At 70.9% G+C, this 14,386-nt stretch carries 16 protein-coding genes; 11 read left to right on the top strand and 5 right to left on the bottom strand.

From position 1 onward, the window contains the following. Positions 1 to 16 precede the first annotated feature (16 nt). Genes RM788_RS23960 through RM788_RS23935 form a run of 6 tightly spaced genes read left to right on the top strand, consistent with a single transcriptional unit; the run spans position 17 to position 4,831 of the window. Positions 17 to 562, top strand: a complete 546-nt coding sequence (locus RM788_RS23960; protein ID WP_315934004.1) for an RNA polymerase sigma factor — start codon at positions 17 to 19, stop codon at positions 560 to 562. Further along, complete coding sequence (locus RM788_RS23955; protein ID WP_315934003.1) at positions 559 to 1,404, top strand: hypothetical protein; 846 nt, start codon at positions 559 to 561, stop codon at positions 1,402 to 1,404. The genes RM788_RS23960 and RM788_RS23955 overlap by 4 nt, the downstream gene beginning before the upstream one ends. Positions 1,405 to 1,425: 21 nt before the next feature. Continuing rightward, a complete protein-coding gene (gene purB, locus RM788_RS23950; RefSeq protein WP_315934002.1) occupies positions 1,426 to 2,853 on the top strand; it encodes an adenylosuccinate lyase in 1,428 nt (475 codons plus the stop codon). Beyond that, the gene (locus RM788_RS23945; RefSeq protein ID WP_315934001.1) at positions 2,850 to 3,662 is read left to right on the top strand and encodes an MOSC domain-containing protein; all 813 of its coding nucleotides are present in this window, start codon (positions 2,850 to 2,852) and stop codon (positions 3,660 to 3,662) included. Before purB ends, RM788_RS23945 begins: the two co-directional genes overlap by 4 nt. 51 nt (positions 3,663 to 3,713) lie before the next feature. Then, positions 3,714 to 4,457, top strand: a complete 744-nt coding sequence (locus tag RM788_RS23940) for an SDR family NAD(P)-dependent oxidoreductase (RefSeq protein WP_315934000.1) — start codon at positions 3,714 to 3,716, stop codon at positions 4,455 to 4,457. Further along, on the top strand, positions 4,454 to 4,831 hold the full coding sequence (locus tag RM788_RS23935; protein WP_315933999.1) for a MerR family transcriptional regulator: 378 nt from the start codon (positions 4,454 to 4,456) through the stop codon (positions 4,829 to 4,831). The genes RM788_RS23940 and RM788_RS23935 overlap by 4 nt, the downstream gene beginning before the upstream one ends. A 242-nt stretch (positions 4,832 to 5,073) precedes the next feature. Here RM788_RS23935 and RM788_RS23930 read toward each other — a convergent pair whose 3' ends face one another. Genes RM788_RS23930 through RM788_RS23915 form a run of 4 tightly spaced genes read right to left on the bottom strand, consistent with a single transcriptional unit; the run spans position 5,074 to position 8,008 of the window. Further along, entirely contained in the window at positions 5,074 to 5,535 is a 462-nt protein-coding gene (locus tag RM788_RS23930) for a hypothetical protein (protein ID WP_315933998.1), read from the bottom strand. Positions 5,536 to 5,583: 48 nt separating this feature from the next. After that, positions 5,584 to 6,333, bottom strand: a complete 750-nt coding sequence (locus tag RM788_RS23925) for an amino acid ABC transporter ATP-binding protein (RefSeq protein WP_315933997.1) — start codon at positions 6,331 to 6,333, stop codon at positions 5,584 to 5,586. After that, the gene (locus RM788_RS23920; RefSeq protein ID WP_315933996.1) at positions 6,333 to 7,160 is read right to left on the bottom strand and encodes an amino acid ABC transporter permease; all 828 of its coding nucleotides are present in this window, start codon (positions 7,158 to 7,160) and stop codon (positions 6,333 to 6,335) included. The genes RM788_RS23925 and RM788_RS23920 overlap by 1 nt, the downstream gene beginning before the upstream one ends. Then, complete coding sequence (locus RM788_RS23915; protein WP_315933995.1) at positions 7,157 to 8,008, bottom strand: ABC transporter substrate-binding protein; 852 nt, start codon at positions 8,006 to 8,008, stop codon at positions 7,157 to 7,159. The genes RM788_RS23920 and RM788_RS23915 overlap by 4 nt, the downstream gene beginning before the upstream one ends. A gap of 185 nt (positions 8,009 to 8,193) precedes the next feature. Between RM788_RS23915 and RM788_RS23910 the strand changes: the two genes are divergently transcribed. Continuing rightward, entirely contained in the window at positions 8,194 to 9,078 is an 885-nt protein-coding gene (locus RM788_RS23910; RefSeq protein WP_315933994.1) for a phosphoribosylaminoimidazolesuccinocarboxamide synthase, read from the top strand. A 43-nt stretch (positions 9,079 to 9,121) separates the two neighbouring features. Here RM788_RS23910 and RM788_RS23905 read toward each other — a convergent pair whose 3' ends face one another. After that, complete coding sequence (locus tag RM788_RS23905; RefSeq protein WP_315933993.1) at positions 9,122 to 10,111, bottom strand: NAD-dependent epimerase/dehydratase family protein; 990 nt, start codon at positions 10,109 to 10,111, stop codon at positions 9,122 to 9,124. A gap of 247 nt (positions 10,112 to 10,358) precedes the next feature. Here RM788_RS23905 and RM788_RS23900 point away from each other — a divergent pair, with 247 nt between their 5' ends. From RM788_RS23900 to purL, 4 genes are all read left to right on the top strand, one after another. Beyond that, positions 10,359 to 10,904, top strand: a complete 546-nt coding sequence (locus tag RM788_RS23900; RefSeq protein ID WP_315933992.1) for a hypothetical protein — start codon at positions 10,359 to 10,361, stop codon at positions 10,902 to 10,904. Between the two features lie 227 nt (positions 10,905 to 11,131). Continuing rightward, on the top strand, positions 11,132 to 11,371 hold the full coding sequence (gene purS / locus RM788_RS23895; RefSeq protein ID WP_315933991.1) for a phosphoribosylformylglycinamidine synthase subunit PurS: 240 nt from the start codon (positions 11,132 to 11,134) through the stop codon (positions 11,369 to 11,371). Further along, complete coding sequence (purQ, locus tag RM788_RS23890; RefSeq protein WP_315933990.1) at positions 11,368 to 12,081, top strand: phosphoribosylformylglycinamidine synthase subunit PurQ; 714 nt, start codon at positions 11,368 to 11,370, stop codon at positions 12,079 to 12,081. Before purS ends, purQ begins: the two co-directional genes overlap by 4 nt. 2 nt (positions 12,082 to 12,083) lie before the next feature. Then, positions 12,084 to 14,360 (top strand): phosphoribosylformylglycinamidine synthase subunit PurL, encoded by a 2,277-nt coding sequence (gene purL / locus RM788_RS23885; protein WP_315934726.1) that lies wholly within the window; start codon positions 12,084 to 12,086, stop codon positions 14,358 to 14,360. The last annotated feature ends 26 nt before the right edge of the window (positions 14,361 to 14,386 follow it).

The raw sequence follows: 14,386 nt of genomic DNA, 5'->3' as shown, positions 1-14,386 counted from the left end.
CGCGGAAGGGGTATGCATGCGCAAGGCCGAGGAACAGGGCTTTCGTGAGTTCGCGGTGACCCACGCCGCCTCGCTGCGCCGCACCGCGTTCCTCTTCTGCGGCGACTGGCACACGGCCGAGGACCTGATGCAGCAGAGCCTGATGAAGCTCTACCAGGCCTGGCACCGGGTCCAGCAGCAGGACCACGCGGGCGCGTACGCCCGGAAGATCCTGCTGCGGACGTGGCTGGACGAGAAGCGCAGGCCGTGGAGGCGTGCCGAGCAGCGCGACGGGGAACTCCCCGAGCACGCCGACTCGAACGCCGACCCGGAACTGGTGAGCGGACGCCTGTGGGCTCGCGAACTCATCCAGAAAGCGCTGATCAAGGTGCCTCCCAGACAACGTGCCGTGCTCGTCCTGCGGTATTTCGAGGATTTGTCCGTAACGGACGTCGCGGCGGTGATGGGGTGCACCGAGGGCACGGTGAAGAGCCAGACGGCGAGGGGGCTCGTGGCTTTGCGAGCCGCCGTCGACGCGTTGGAGAACAACGGCTCGACCATGGAATCGGAGGTGGCGTCGTGAGCGAGCAGGACTTGCGTGACAGCATGCGGGAAGCGTTGTGGGACGAACCACCGCTGAACTTCGACCCCGACTCCTTCATGGAGCGCGCCGAGAAGCTCACCAAGCGCAGGCGCGCCCTGGCCAGCGTCGGCGTCGTCACCGCCCTGCTCATCGCCACGGTCGCCACGCTGCCCGCGATCCTCGTCGCCAACAACAGGCATGGGGTCGACACGGCCACGAGCAGCGAGGCCGCGCCCCCCAGCCCGACCAGGGAACTGGCGACCATGAAGTGGCCGCCGAACGACGCCGCGCGCCAGAACCACGTGTTCGCCGACGTCCAGCCCCACCTGCTGGTCGTGTGGCAGGACTACCTGAGCCCCGCGCTCCAGCAGACGGGGGTGAGCGCGGACAGCATCGGGATGTGGATGCCGGACTTCCAGGGGTCGTCCTACGCGCGGGACAGCTCGGTGGCCGACGTGCTCCGGGGTGGGGTCTCCTACAGCGGCCCCAGCGGCCTCAGCCGGCTCGACGTGACCATCGCGGGCCCCGGCGCGTGGGAGCCCGCGCCGGACGTGCTCTGCCGGAAGTACTACGTGTCGCCCAACAACTGCACGTCGGAGAGCCAGGGCGACGGTTCGGTCGTGGTGGTCGCCGAGTACACGCGGGAGGCCGGGGGGAAGCAGGTCCCGTTCGACCGGAGCGCGTTCCACTACCGGCAGGACGGGTCGGTCGTCATGATGAAGTCGAGCAGCGGCGCGTCCGGGCCCGTGGACAAGGACGACGCGATCGACCACGTCCCCCTGTCCGGCGACGAGTTGACGCGGCTCGCCGTCAACCGGGGCATCACGCTGACCCCGAACTGACCGGTTGACTAGGCTCGTCCCGTGAGCAAGCCACGGATCTCGAACGTCCTCGCAGGTCGCTACGCCTCCAACGAGCTGGTGACGCTGTGGTCCGCGGAGCACAAGATCGTGCTGGAGCGGAGGCTCTGGCTCGCGGTGCTGCGAGCGCAGGCGTCCCTCGGCATCGAGGTGCCCGACCAGGCGATCGCCGACTACGAGCGGGTCGTTGAGCAGGTCGACCTGGCCTCCATCGCCGCCCGTGAGCGGATCACCCGCCACGACGTGAAGGCCCGCATCGAGGAGTTCAACGCCCTCGCCGGGCACGAGCAGGTGCACAAGGGCATGACCTCGCGCGACCTGACCGAGAACGTCGAGCAGCTCCAGGTGCTGCGCTCGCTGGAGCACATCCGCGGCCGCACCGCCTCCGTGCTCGCCCGGCTGGCCCGGCTGGCGACCGAGTACACCGACCTCGTCGTGGCCGGTCGTTCGCACAACGTGGCCGCGCAGGCCACGACGCTGGGCAAGCGCTTCGCGTCCACCGCCGACGAGGTGCTGGTGGCGTTCACCAGGCTCGACGAGCTGATCGCCCGCTACCCGCTGCGCGGCATCAAGGGCCCGGTCGGCACCGCGCAGGACATGCTCGACCTGCTGGGCGGCGACGCGGCGAAGCTCGTGGAGCTGGAGCGCACGGTCGCTGGCCACCTCGGCTTCGAGAAGGTGCTGACCAGCGTCGGCCAGGTGTACCCGCGGTCGCTCGACTTCGACGTGGTCTCCAGCCTCGTGCAGCTCGCCGCGGGCCCGTCGTCGCTGGCCAAGACCATCCGGCTGATGGCGGGCCACGAGCTGGTCACCGAGGGCTTCAGGCCGGGCCAGGTCGGTTCCAGCGCCATGCCGCACAAGATGAACACCCGCTCGTGCGAGCGCGTGAACGGCTTCGCGGTGATCCTGCGGGGCTTCCTGTCGATGGTCGGCGAGCTGGCCGGTGACCAGTGGAACGAGGGCGACGTGTCGTGCTCGGTCGTCCGCCGGGTCGCGCTGCCGGACGCGTTCTTCGCGCTGGACGGCCTGCTGGAGACGCTGCTGACCGTGCTCGACGACTTCGGCGCCTACCCGGCCGTGGTGGCCCGCGAACTGGACCGCTACCTGCCGTTCCTCGCCACGACCAAGGTGCTGATGGGCGCGATCCGCGCCGGCGTCGGCCGGGAGACCGCGCACGAGGTGATCAAGGAGAACGCGGTCGCCGTCGCGCTCGCGATGCGCGAGCAGGGCGCCGAGAACGACCTGCTCGACCGCCTCGCCGCCGACGACCGCCTGCCGCTGGACCGGGCCGCGCTCGACGACCTGCTCGCCGACCGGCTCTCGTTCACCGGTGTGGCCGCGCTGCAGGTCGAGTCGATCGTCGGCCAGGTCGAGGACGTCCTGACGAAGTTCCCGACCGCGGCGGGGTACGTGCCGGAGCCCATCCTGTGACTCCGGTCGTCCACGGACTCTTCGTCTACCCCGTCAAGGGGTGCGCGCCGACCGCGCTCACCACGAGCGCGGTCGGTGAGACCGGGCTCGCGCACGACCGCGAGTTCATGCTGGTCGACGCCGAGGACGGCCACTTCATCAGCCAGCGCAAGCTCCCCGCTATGGCCGTCATCCGCCCGACGGTCCTCGACGGCGGCGACCGCCTGCTGGTCTCCGCCCCCGGCCGACCGGACCACGAGCACAAGACGCGCCACGAGGGCGGGCGCAGGCCGGTGAAGGTGCACTGGTGGGACGGTGTCGGCGTCGACCAGGGCGACGAGGCCGCCGAGTGGTTCAGCGCGGTGCTCGACCGGCCGTGCAGGCTGGTCCGCGTGCCACCGGACCTCGACCGGGGCCTCGAAGGGGAGGGCAAGGTCGGTTTCGCCGACGCCCACGCGCTGCTGATGACGTCGCTGTCGTCCCTCGACGGTCTCAACGAACGCATCCTGCGGCGCGGTGCCGACCCCGTCCCGATGAACCGCTTCCGCCCCAACGTCGTCGTCTCCGGCTGGCCCGAACCCCACACCGAGGACCGCGTGCGCGAGGTGTCGATCGGCACCACCGCGTTCGGGTACGCCCGGATCTGCGTGCGCTGCGCCGTGCCGACCGTGGACCAGGACCTGGGCGTGAAGGCGGGCCACGAGCCGACCCGGACGCTGGCGGACTACCGGCGCGCGGACGGCGGGGTCACGTTCGGGCTGAAGGCCAAGGTGCTCCGGCACGGCACCCTGGCGGTCGGCGACGTCCTGGACGTCACCGCCTGGGCGTAGGGCCTGATCGCTTGACCTTGACGCGGGCGTCAGTGTTCACCTTCGGGTGCCATGACGACCTTCAGCGGCAAGGCGGTGGTGGTGACCGGTGGCGGCACCGGCATCGGCAGGGCGACCGCGCGGGCGTTCGCCGAGCAGGGGGCGGGTGTCCTGGTCGTGGGGCGCACCGCGGCCCGCCTGGCGGAGACCGCGAGCGGCCTGCCGGGCATCCGCGCCCTCACCGCCGACATCACCCACCCCGGTGCGCCCGACCTGGTCGTGCGCACCGCGATCGAGGAGTTCGGCCGGATCGACGTGCTGGTGAACAACGCGGCCGTCGTGCGCTCGGACACCGGTCCGGGGCACGCGGAGGAGATGCTGGTGACCAACCTGCTCGCACCGGTGCGCCTCACCCACGCCGCGCTGGCCCACCTGACCGCCGCGGCGGGAGTGGTGGTCAACGTCAGCACGTCGGTGGGCCAGCGCGGCTGGCCGCTGCCCGGCGGCGCGCTCTACGTGGCGCTGAAGACCGCGCTGGAATCGCTCACCCGGAGCTGGGCCGTCCAGTTCGCGCGGCGCGGCGTCCGCGTGGCCGCCGTCGCGCCCGGTCCGATCGCGACCCCGATCGCCCTGCACCAGGGGCTGAGCGCCGAGCAGGTCGAGGCGATGAAGGAGGTGCTGGTCGCGCACGTCCCGCTCGGCCGGATCGGCACGCCGGAGGAGGTCGCCTTCTGGATCACCCAGCTGGCCCGTCCGGAAGCCGCCTACACCACCGGTGTCGTCATCCCCGTCGACGGCGGGGCGGTCGTCGGGTGAGCGGTACCGTCCGGGGTGTGCGGATCGGCGAGTTGACGCGGGCCACCGGCGCTTCGGCCAGGGCGCTGCGCTTCTACGAGGACAGGGGTCTGCTGCGCGCCGAGCGCGCCGCGAACGGGTACCGGCGGTACGGCGAGGAGGCCGTGGCCAGGGTCCGGAGCATCCGCTACCTGCTCGGCTTCGGGCTCACGCTGGACGACATCGCGCACTTCGGGTGCTGCCTGGACGGCGACCTGGTCACGTCCGCTCCCGACCCCCGGCTGGTGGCGCTGGTGGAGCGTCGACTCGCCGCGATGGACCAGCGGATCACCGCTCTCAGCCGAGTCCGCGACCACCTGGCCGCCGGCCTGCGCACCACCACGAACCCGACCTGACCCGCGGCAGGGACCTGACCAGCACCAAGACCTGACCAGAAGTACGGCCTCAACCAGCACCACGAACTTGACCGGCAGCGCGGCCTCACCAGCACCACGACCAGAGGTCCCCCGGCCAGGGGGGCCCCTGATTTCAACGTTACCTCGGGGGTCCGACAGTTTTAGTCGGCCCTGAGAACGATCACGCGTGAACCCGGCCGCCCGCACCGGCTCGGCCAGTCAGGACGGCATCCAACACCGCCCTACAGCTGCTGCCACCGCAGTTCGCCCTGCCCGTCCGGCACGCACCGCATCGGCCTCAACCGCCGGTTGATCGCCAGCGCGCCGTCGATCGCGCACGTCGCCCCCTGCACCACGATCGGCCCGTTCTGCGGGTCCTCCGGCGGTGCCACCGGATCAACCGGAGGAGCCGGTGGCGGCGCGGGCGGGAGGGTTTCGGCAGGTGGGGGAGGTGGTGGGAGTTCGGTGGGCGGCACGACGACCGGTTCCGCGGGCGGGACCGGTTTGACGGAGATGGGGTTGTTCGACGGGACCGGCGCCGAGGGGGACGTGCCGGGCCGCGGGGACGCGGAGATGCTCGGCAGCGGTGGTGGGGGTTTCGGGGCGGCGTCTGGGGCGCCGCAGCTCGTCGCGACGAGCAGCACGACCAGGCCTGCGCCCACGGCTGCTGCTGTGGACCAGACGGCGTTCTTCCGGAACGGCACGTCATGCACCATAGGTGCGGATGGCCGCAAGCTGAACCCCTGAACGGGCTACAGGCGCCCCGCGTCGATGATGCGGCGCAGGAAGCGCCGGGTGCGCTCGTGGGCCGGGTCGCCGAGCACCTGGTCGGGCGGGCCGGACTCGATGAGCTTGCCGCCGTCGAGGAAGCAGACGCGGTCGGCGACCTGCTTGGCGAACCCCATCTCGTGCGTCGCCATGAGGATCGTGCGGCCCTGACCGGCCAGTTCGCGCACCAGCGCCAGCACCTCGCCGACCAGTTCGGGGTCGAGCGCGCTGGTGATCTCGTCGAACAGGAGCAGTCGCGGGTCGTAGGCCAGCGCCCGCGCGATGGCGACCCGCTGCTGCTGCCCGCCGGAGAGCCGGTCGGGGTACGAGCCCGCCCTGTCCGCCAGGCCGACGCGGGAAAGCAGGTCGCGGGCGCGGTCGTCCGCGACGTCGCGCGGCACGCCGTGCACGACGCGGGGCGCCAGCGTCACGTTGTCCAGCACGGACATGTGCGGGAACAGGTTGAACGCCTGGAACACGATCCCCATCGCCCGCCGCGCCCGGTCGGCGTCCACGCGGGGATCGGACACGTCCTCGCCGTCGAGCAGCACCCGGCCGTCGTCGATCTCCTCCAGCAGGTTCGCGCAGCGCAGCAGCGTGGACTTGCCGGAACCGGACGAGCCGATCAGCACCACGACCTCGTGCTCGTGCACGTCGAGGTCGACGCCGTCCAGGACGGTGGTCGTCCCGTACTGCTTCACCAGCCCGCGCACGCTCAACACCGGCTCGCCCATCACGCCCCCTGCCTGCGCGCGGCACGCCGCGACACCCAGTCCGCCAACCGGCCGGACGGCACGGCCAGCAGCACGAACAGCAACCCGGCCACGACGTACGGCGTGAAGTTGTACGCCCCCGCCGACTCGATCTGCGCGGCCCGCACGGCGTCGACCGCGCCGAGCACCGAGATCAGGCCGCAGTCCTTCTGCAGCGCGACGAAGTCGTTGAGCAGCGCGGGGAGCACCCGGCGGATCGCCTGCGGCAGCACGACCAGCCGCATGGTCTTGCGGTGGTTCAGGCCGAGCGACCGAGCGGCGGCCAGTTGCGACGGGTGGATCGACTCGATGCCCGCTCGGAACACCTCGGCCACGTAGGCGGAGTAGACGAGCACCAGCGCGAAGCCGCCGAGCAGCACCGGGTCGTTGGGGACGCCGCTGAGCCGCAGGCCGGGCAGGCCGAAGCCGACCAGGTACAGGCAGATGATCAGCGGCAGCCCGCGGAACAGGTCCACGTACCCGGTCGCGAGCGCCCGCAGCGGGAACCACACCGGGCCGCGCAACGTCCGCAGCGCCGCTATCCCCAGCGCCAGCACCAGGATCAGGACCTCGGCGACCACCAGCACCCGGATGTTGAGCCACAGCCCGTCCAGGATCGCGGGCAGCGTCCGCCACGCCGTCGCGAGGCTGAAGAACGACAGCCGCACCCGCGGCCAGCCCGGCGCGCTGGTCACCGAGAACCACAGCACCGCGGCGAAGACCACCGTGGACACCAGCGCCACCGCGGTGGACCGACGGGAGCGGGAACGCCTGTACGCCAGGCGTTCCCGCTGGAGGTCGCTGATCACTTGAGCTCGGGGGCCTTGCCCTCGGTCGTCAGCCACTGCGTCTCGATCTCGGCCAGCCTGCCGCGCGAGCGCAGCGCCTCGACGGCCGTGGACACGCAGCCGGTGAGCTTGCTGCCCTTGTCCAGCACGATGCCGAACTGCTCGGGCTTGCCGTCACCGGCCGGGATCTGGCCGACGATCGCCGCGTCCTCCATCTCGGCGGAGGTGATGAAGAACGCCGTCGGCAGGTCCACCACGAGCGCCTCGACCTGCCCGGCGCGCAACGCGGCCTTGGCGTCGTCGTTCGTGTTGTACACCGCGATGTCCTGCTCGGCGACCAGCCGCTTGGCGGCGGTGAAGCTGGTCGTGCCGACCTGGGCGCCGATCTTGGCCTTCCGCAGCTCCTCCACCGACTTCGCGCTCGCGACCGGCGCGGTCTTCAGCGCGATGACGGCCTGGGCGACGGTGTAGTACGGCGCCGAGAAGTCCACCGCCTGCTTGCGCTCCTCGGTGATCGAGAACTCGGTGAGGTTCGCGTCGTAGGTCTTGGCGCCGGGCTGGATGGCCGCGTTGAACGGCACCCGCACCCAGGCCACGTCGGCCTTGGCGTAGCCGAGCTGCTCGGCGACGGCGTAGGCCACGGCGGACTCGAAGCCCTTGCCGCTGGTGGGGTCGTCGTCCTGGTACCACGGCGGGTACACGGGCTGGTCGGTGCCGAACGTGAACTTCCCCTTGGCCAGGGTCGTCAGGTCGTCCTTGGTGCAGGGGACGCCGTCGACGGCGGTGGGGCCCGACGGGGGCGTGGCCTCGTCCACCGGGGCACAGGCGGTCAGCAGCAGGGCTGCGAAGAGCAGGGCGGGAGCGCGCATGCCGGGAATCTAGCCGCCCGAGGCCGTTTCCGGTCAGTCGGCTCGCCATCCGGGAAATCCGAAATCTGGCTGTGACCTGCGGGTATGTCTGTCGAAGAGGTAGTCTGATTGGTCTGAACAACTCGGGGGTCCGCATCCGCGACCGCCGGACGGGTGGGGGTGCCGCGCGAAGTACGCTGGTCGGCGTGCCCAAGCTCGCCGATTACCAGCAGGTCGCCGTAGGCAAGGTCCGCTCGCTCCACGCCGTGGACGACGAGCTGCTGCTGCTCGTGGCCTCCGACCGCATCTCCGCCTACGACCACGTGCTGTCCACCGGGATCCCGGACAAGGGCCGGGTGCTCACCGCGATGAGCGTGTTCTGGTTCGAGCAGCTCGCGGACGTGGTGCCGAACCACCTCGTGGCCCACGACGACGAGCGCATCCCGGCGGAGGTGCGCGGTCGCGCGCTGCTGGTGAAGCGGCTGGAGATGGTGCAGGTCGAGTGCGTGGCCCGCGGCTACCTGACCGGCTCCGGGATGTCGGACTACCGGCGCACGGGCGCGGTGTGCGGCGTGGAGCTGCCGCCCGGCCTAGTCGAGGCGGACGAGCTGGCGGAGCCCATCTTCACGCCCGCGACCAAGGCCGAGCTGGGGTCGCACGACGAGAACGTCAGCTTCGAGGCCGTCAGCGCCGACGTGGGTCCCGAGCTGGCGAACCAGCTCCGCGACACCACCCTGGCCGCGTACCGCGAGGGCCGCGACTTCGCCCGGAAGCGCGGGATCGTCCTGGCCGACACGAAGTTCGAGTTCGGCCACGACAAGGACGGCGTGCTGGTCCTCGGCGACGAGGTGCTGACCCCGGACTCGTCCCGCTACTGGCCCGCGGACACCTACCGGCCCGGACGCGTGCAGCCGTCGTTCGACAAGCAGATCGTGCGCGACTGGCTGACCTCGCCCGCCTCCGGCTGGGACCGCGCGTCGGACACGCCGCCGCCGGCCCTGCCGGACGAGGTCGTCGCCACCACCCGCGCCAGCTACATCGAGGCCTACGAGCGGATCTCCGGCCGGTCGTTCGCCGACTGGATCTCCTGACGGGATCCGGCGCGGAAGGCGACCTTCCGCGCCGGACCGCACGTCACAGCGCGGAGAGCAGCTCGTACTCCTCGGACGCGGTCAGGCCGGCCCGCCGCACCCGGTCGATGCCGAGCTCGTACTCGTAGGCCAGCGAGTCGCGGGCCGTGTCGCCCACCGACCGCACCCGCAGCCCGGCCGCCATCGCCGGGCGCGCGTCGCGGAACATCATCGCCAGGTGCGAGTCGGTCAGCCACAGCGGCATCGACCGCGGCCCGGCCCACGGCGCGATCCTCAGCCGCTCCAGCACGTCCAGCGGCACCCGCACCAGCTCGGTGCCCTGCGGCGCCACCGCCCCGGCGATCTCGCCGAGGAAGAAGCTCAACGGCTCCGACGGCCCGGTCCCGTCGAACGTCCCCACCAGCCGGTTCTCCGCCGAGTCGACGATCCACGCCGCCAGGTCCCGCACGTCCACGTGCGACGCGGCCTGGTCCGGCGCGTCCGGCACCGCGACCTGCCCGCCCTGCGACATCCGCGCGGGCCAGTAGCCGAACCGGTCGCTCGGATCCCCCGGCCCGGTGATCAGCCCGGCCCGCAGGACGAACGCCCGGTCGCCCACCGCGTCCAGCACCGCGTGCTCGCTCGCCACCTTGACCGACCCGTACCGGTTCGCGTCGAACGGCGCGCTCGGGTCGTCCTCCAACGGCGGCAGCGTCGGCGACTCGACGGACTGACCAGCCTTCGAGTGGTCCTGGTACACCGAGCAGCTGGACACGAACGTCCAGTGCGGCGCGCTGTCCCCCAGGACGTGCAGCGCCTCGCGCACCCAGTTCACCGACATCTTCGCCACGTCCACCACGGCGTCGAAGTGCTCACCCCTCAGCACCTCCAGCGCACCGGGTCTGTCCCGGTCCACCACGACCAACTCGGCCCCGTCCGGCACCGCGCCCGTCGTCCCGCGTGCCGCACACAACACCTCGTGGCCGCGCCGCACCGACTCCGCCGCCACCGCCTTGCTGAGGAAGACGGTTCCACCCAGCACCAGGATTCGCATGCCACCAACACTGACAACTGATTCGCGTTCCCGCCACCGGTCTCGCAGAGGGTGAACACCCCGACCAGGTGATTTACGTCAAAGTGATCGCCCGGTGGCCGTAAGTGATCTTCGGAACTTGCGACCAGGGCAACGAAACCGCTCATGTGCGGCCCCGCTGTTGGCCACCGGCCAAAACGCCCGAAATGCCGCACATGCGAGTGGGTGACCCTCCAGCACGCGTCCCCGCCCGCCGATGGTGACCACCGTGAGTCTGCACGCGTTCGTCGACGAATCCCGCCGCAACGACCGGTACCTGCTGGTGGTCGCGATCATCGATCCCGGAGACCTGGCCGAGCTGCGCAAGCTGCTCAGGGACCTGCTGCTGCCGGGGCAGAAGGAGGTGCACTTCAAGAAGGAGGAGCCCGGCCGGCGGAAGATCATCCTGTCGCGTCTCGTCCGGTTCGGTCCGGTCGTGCACGTCTACCAGTGCAGCTGCGCCGGTGGTGAGGAGCGCGCTCGGCAGAAGTGCCTGGTCGCGCTGGTGCTCGACCTGGTGGCCCTCGGGGTGATCCGCCTCGTGCTGGACAGCCGTGAGGTGCGCGACCACCACGACAAGCAGACGATCAAGGCGGTTCTCGGCAAGCCCTCCGCGGAGTCGCCGTTCATCTACGAGCACGTGGTGAGCACCCAGGAGCAGTTGCTGTGGATCGCCGATGTCGTCGGGTGGTGCTATGGCGCGGGAGGGGAGTGGAGGAGGCGGGCCATGCCGCTCGTGGCCAGGGAGGTCGACCTCGATACCTGGTCCGGATAGCGCGAAGCGCGGCTGCCGACCGTCCGGACGGGAACCGCGCTCGCTTCCTCGGCCTACGGGGCCTTGGTAGAGCCAACTATACATCGCCGCTCACGCCGATCAAGCTGCGTCACCCAAAGGTGTGGTGACCTGCGGGGTGTGGGCCCGCGCACCCGTGGCGAGGATGAACGCGCAGGTCAGGTAGGCTAAGCGCATCCCCCGCCCTCTGCAACAGGGAGCAGCCTGCTGTGGCTCGTGTCGTTGTCGACGTCATGCCGAAGCCCGAGATCCTCGACCCGCAAGGCCAGGCGGTGGCGAACGCGCTGCCCCGGCTGGGTTTCCAGGGGATCACCAGTGTCCGCCAGGGCAAGCACTTCGAGTTGGAGGTCGACGACTCCGTCGACGACGCCACGCTGGAGAAGATCGCCGAGACCTTCCTCGCGAACCCGGTCATCGAGGACTGGGTGGTTCGGCGGGTCGACGCATGAGCGTCCGCGTTGGGGTGATCACGTTCCCCGGCACGCTGGACGACGTGGACGCCGCCCGTGCGGCTCGCTACGCCGAGGCCGAGGCCGTGCCGCTGTGGCACGGCGACCCGGACCTCAAGGGCGTCGACGCGGTGATCGTGCCGGGTGGGTTCTCCTACGGCGACTACCTGCGCTGCGGCGCCATCGCGCGGTTCGCGCCGGTGATGGACTCGGTCATCGAGGCCGCGGGCAAGGGGATGCCGGTTCTGGGCATCTGCAACGGTTTCCAGATCCTGTGCGAGGCCGGGCTGCTGCCCGGCGCGCTGATCCGGAACTCCGGCCTGCACTTCGTGTGCAAGGACCAGTGGCTCAAGGTGGAGAACAACACCACCGCGTGGTCGAGCAGGTACGAGATCGGCGCCGAGATCCTCGTCCCCCTCAAGTCCGGCGAGGGCGGCTACCAGGCCAGCCAGTCCACTGTGGACGAACTGGAGGGTGAGGGCCGCGTGGTGTTCCGCTACGTCGGCGACAACCCCAACGGGTCGCGCGACGGCATCGCCGGTGTCACGAGCGCGAACGGCCGGGTCGTCGGCCTCATGCCGCACCCGGAGCACGCGATCGACGCGCTGACCGGACCCACGGACGACGGCTTGGGCATGTTCCTCAGCCTCATGGACTCGGTGGTGCCCGCCGACGTGCGTATCTCAGCGGAGGCGGTGAAGACTCAGTGAGCATCCAGATCGATTCAGTCAAGAACGCGGAGACCACGCCCGACCAGGAGCAGCCGTTCCGGGAACTGGGCCTGAAGGACGACGAGTACTCCCGCATCCGCGAGATCCTCGGCCGCAGGCCGACGGACGCCGAGCTGGCGATGTACTCGATCATGTGGAGCGAGCACTGCTCCTACAAGTCCTCCAAGGTGTTCCTGCGCAAGTTCGACGAGTCGCTGACCGACGAGATGCGCTCGAAGATGCTCGCGGGTATCGGCGAGAACGCCGGCGTCGTGGACATCGGCGACGGCTGGGCCATCACGTTCAAGGTCGAGTCGCACAACCACCCGTCCTACGTCGAGCCCTACCAGGGCGCGGCGACGGGTGTCGGCGGCATCGTGCGCGACATCATCGCGATGGGCGCGCGGCCGCTGGCGGTCATGGACTCGCTGCGCTTCGGCAAGGCGGACGCCCCGGACACGCGTCGGGTGCTGCCCGGTGTCGTCGCGGGTGTCGGCGGCTACGGCAACTGCCTCGGCCTGCCGAACATCGGCGGCGAGGTCGTGTTCGACGAGTCGTACGCGGGCAACCCGCTGGTCAACGCCCTGTGCGTCGGCGTGCTGCGCACCGAGGACCTGCACCTGGCGCACGCGTCGGGCGCGGGCAACAAGATCATCCTGTTCGGTGCGCGCACCGGGCTGGACGGCATCGGCGGCGTGTCCGTCCTCGCCAGCGACACGTTCGCGGGCGACGACGGCAGCGGCAAGCGCAAGAAGCTGCCCGCCGTGCAGGTCGGCGACCCGTTCACCGAGAAGGTGCTGATCGAGTGCTGCCTGGAGCTGTTCCAGGAGGGCATCGTGGTCGGCATCCAGGACCTCGGCGGCGCGGGCCTGTCCTGCGCCACCTCGGAACTGGCCAGCGCCGGTGACGGCGGCATGCACGTGTACCTGGAGCGGGTCCCGCTGCGGGCGACCGGCATGACGCCCGCCGAGATCCTGTCGAGCGAGTCGCAGGAACGCATGTGCGCGGTCGTCGCGCCGGAGAACGTCGACGCGTTCATGGCCGTCTGCGAGAAGTGGGACGTCATCGCCTCCGAGATCGGCGAGGTCACCGAGGGCGACCGCCTGGTGATCACGTGGAACGACGAGGTCGTCGTGGACGTCCCGCCGCGCACCGTGGCGCACGAGGGCCCGGTGTACAACCGGCCGATCGAGCGCCCGGCGGACCAGGACGCGCTGATCGCCAACGGCCCCGAGTCGCTGGCCCGGCCGACCGAGGCCGCGGACATCCTCAAGACCGTCGTCACGATGGCCGCCTCGCCGAACCTGTCGTCGCGCCGCTGGGTCACCCAGCAGTACGACCGCTACGTGCGCGGCGGCACCGTTCTGGCGCAGCCGTCGGACGCGGGCATGATCCGCATCGACGAGGAGACCAACCGCGGCATCGCGCTGGCGACCGACTGCAACGGCCGCTTCACCAAGCTCGACCCGTACGCGGGCGCGCAGCTCGCGCTGGCCGAGGCCTTCCGGAACGTGTCGGTCAGCGGCGCGACGCCCATCGCGGTGTCGGACTGCCTGAACTTCGGCTCGCCCGAGGACCCGGCCGTGATGTGGCAGTTCGAGCGGGCGATCCAGGGCATCATCGACGGCTGCCGCGAGCTGGGCATCCCGGTGACCGGCGGCAACGTCAGCTTCTACAACCAGACCGGCAGCACGGCGATCCTGCCGACGCCGGTCATCGGCGTGCTGGGCGTGATCGACGACGTGCGCAGGCGCATCCCGACCGGCATCGGCGCCGAGGCGGGCGAGAGCCTGCTGCTGCTGGGCGACACCCGCGACGAGTTCGGCGGCTCCGAGTGGGCGCACCACGTGCACGGCCACCTGGGCGGCGTGCCGCCGAAGGTCGACCTGGCCCGTGAGCGGCTGCTCGGCGAGGTGCTGCTGGCCGGTTCGCGCGACGGAATGGTGTCCGCCGCGCACGACCTGTCCGATGGTGGCCTCGCCCAGGCGCTGGTTGAGGCCTGCCTCATCGGCGAGACCGGTGCGCGGGTGTTCCTCGACGGCGATCTGGACGCGTTCACGCAGCTGTTCAGCGAGTCCGCGGGCCGCGTGCTCGTGGCCGTGCCGCGCAGCGAGGAGCTGCGGTTCACCGACATGTGCACCGCGCGGCAGCTGCCGTGGCGCAAGGTCGGTGTCGTCGACCCGGAGTCCGGGTCCCTGGAGTTCCAGGACCTCGGCGCGCTCCCGCTCGACGAGCTCCGCACCGCCTGGGAAGGCACCCTTCCCGCGCTGTTCGACTAGAACCGCCGGTGGGGAGGCCTTCCACG

Origin of the sequence: Umezawaea sp. Da 62-37 (genome assembly GCF_032460545.1) — a bacterium.
Taxonomy (GTDB): Bacteria; Actinomycetota; Actinomycetes; order Mycobacteriales; family Pseudonocardiaceae; genus Umezawaea.
The sequence above is the reverse complement of the archived record's forward strand: the minus strand, read 5'-3'. Positions and strand labels throughout refer to the sequence as shown.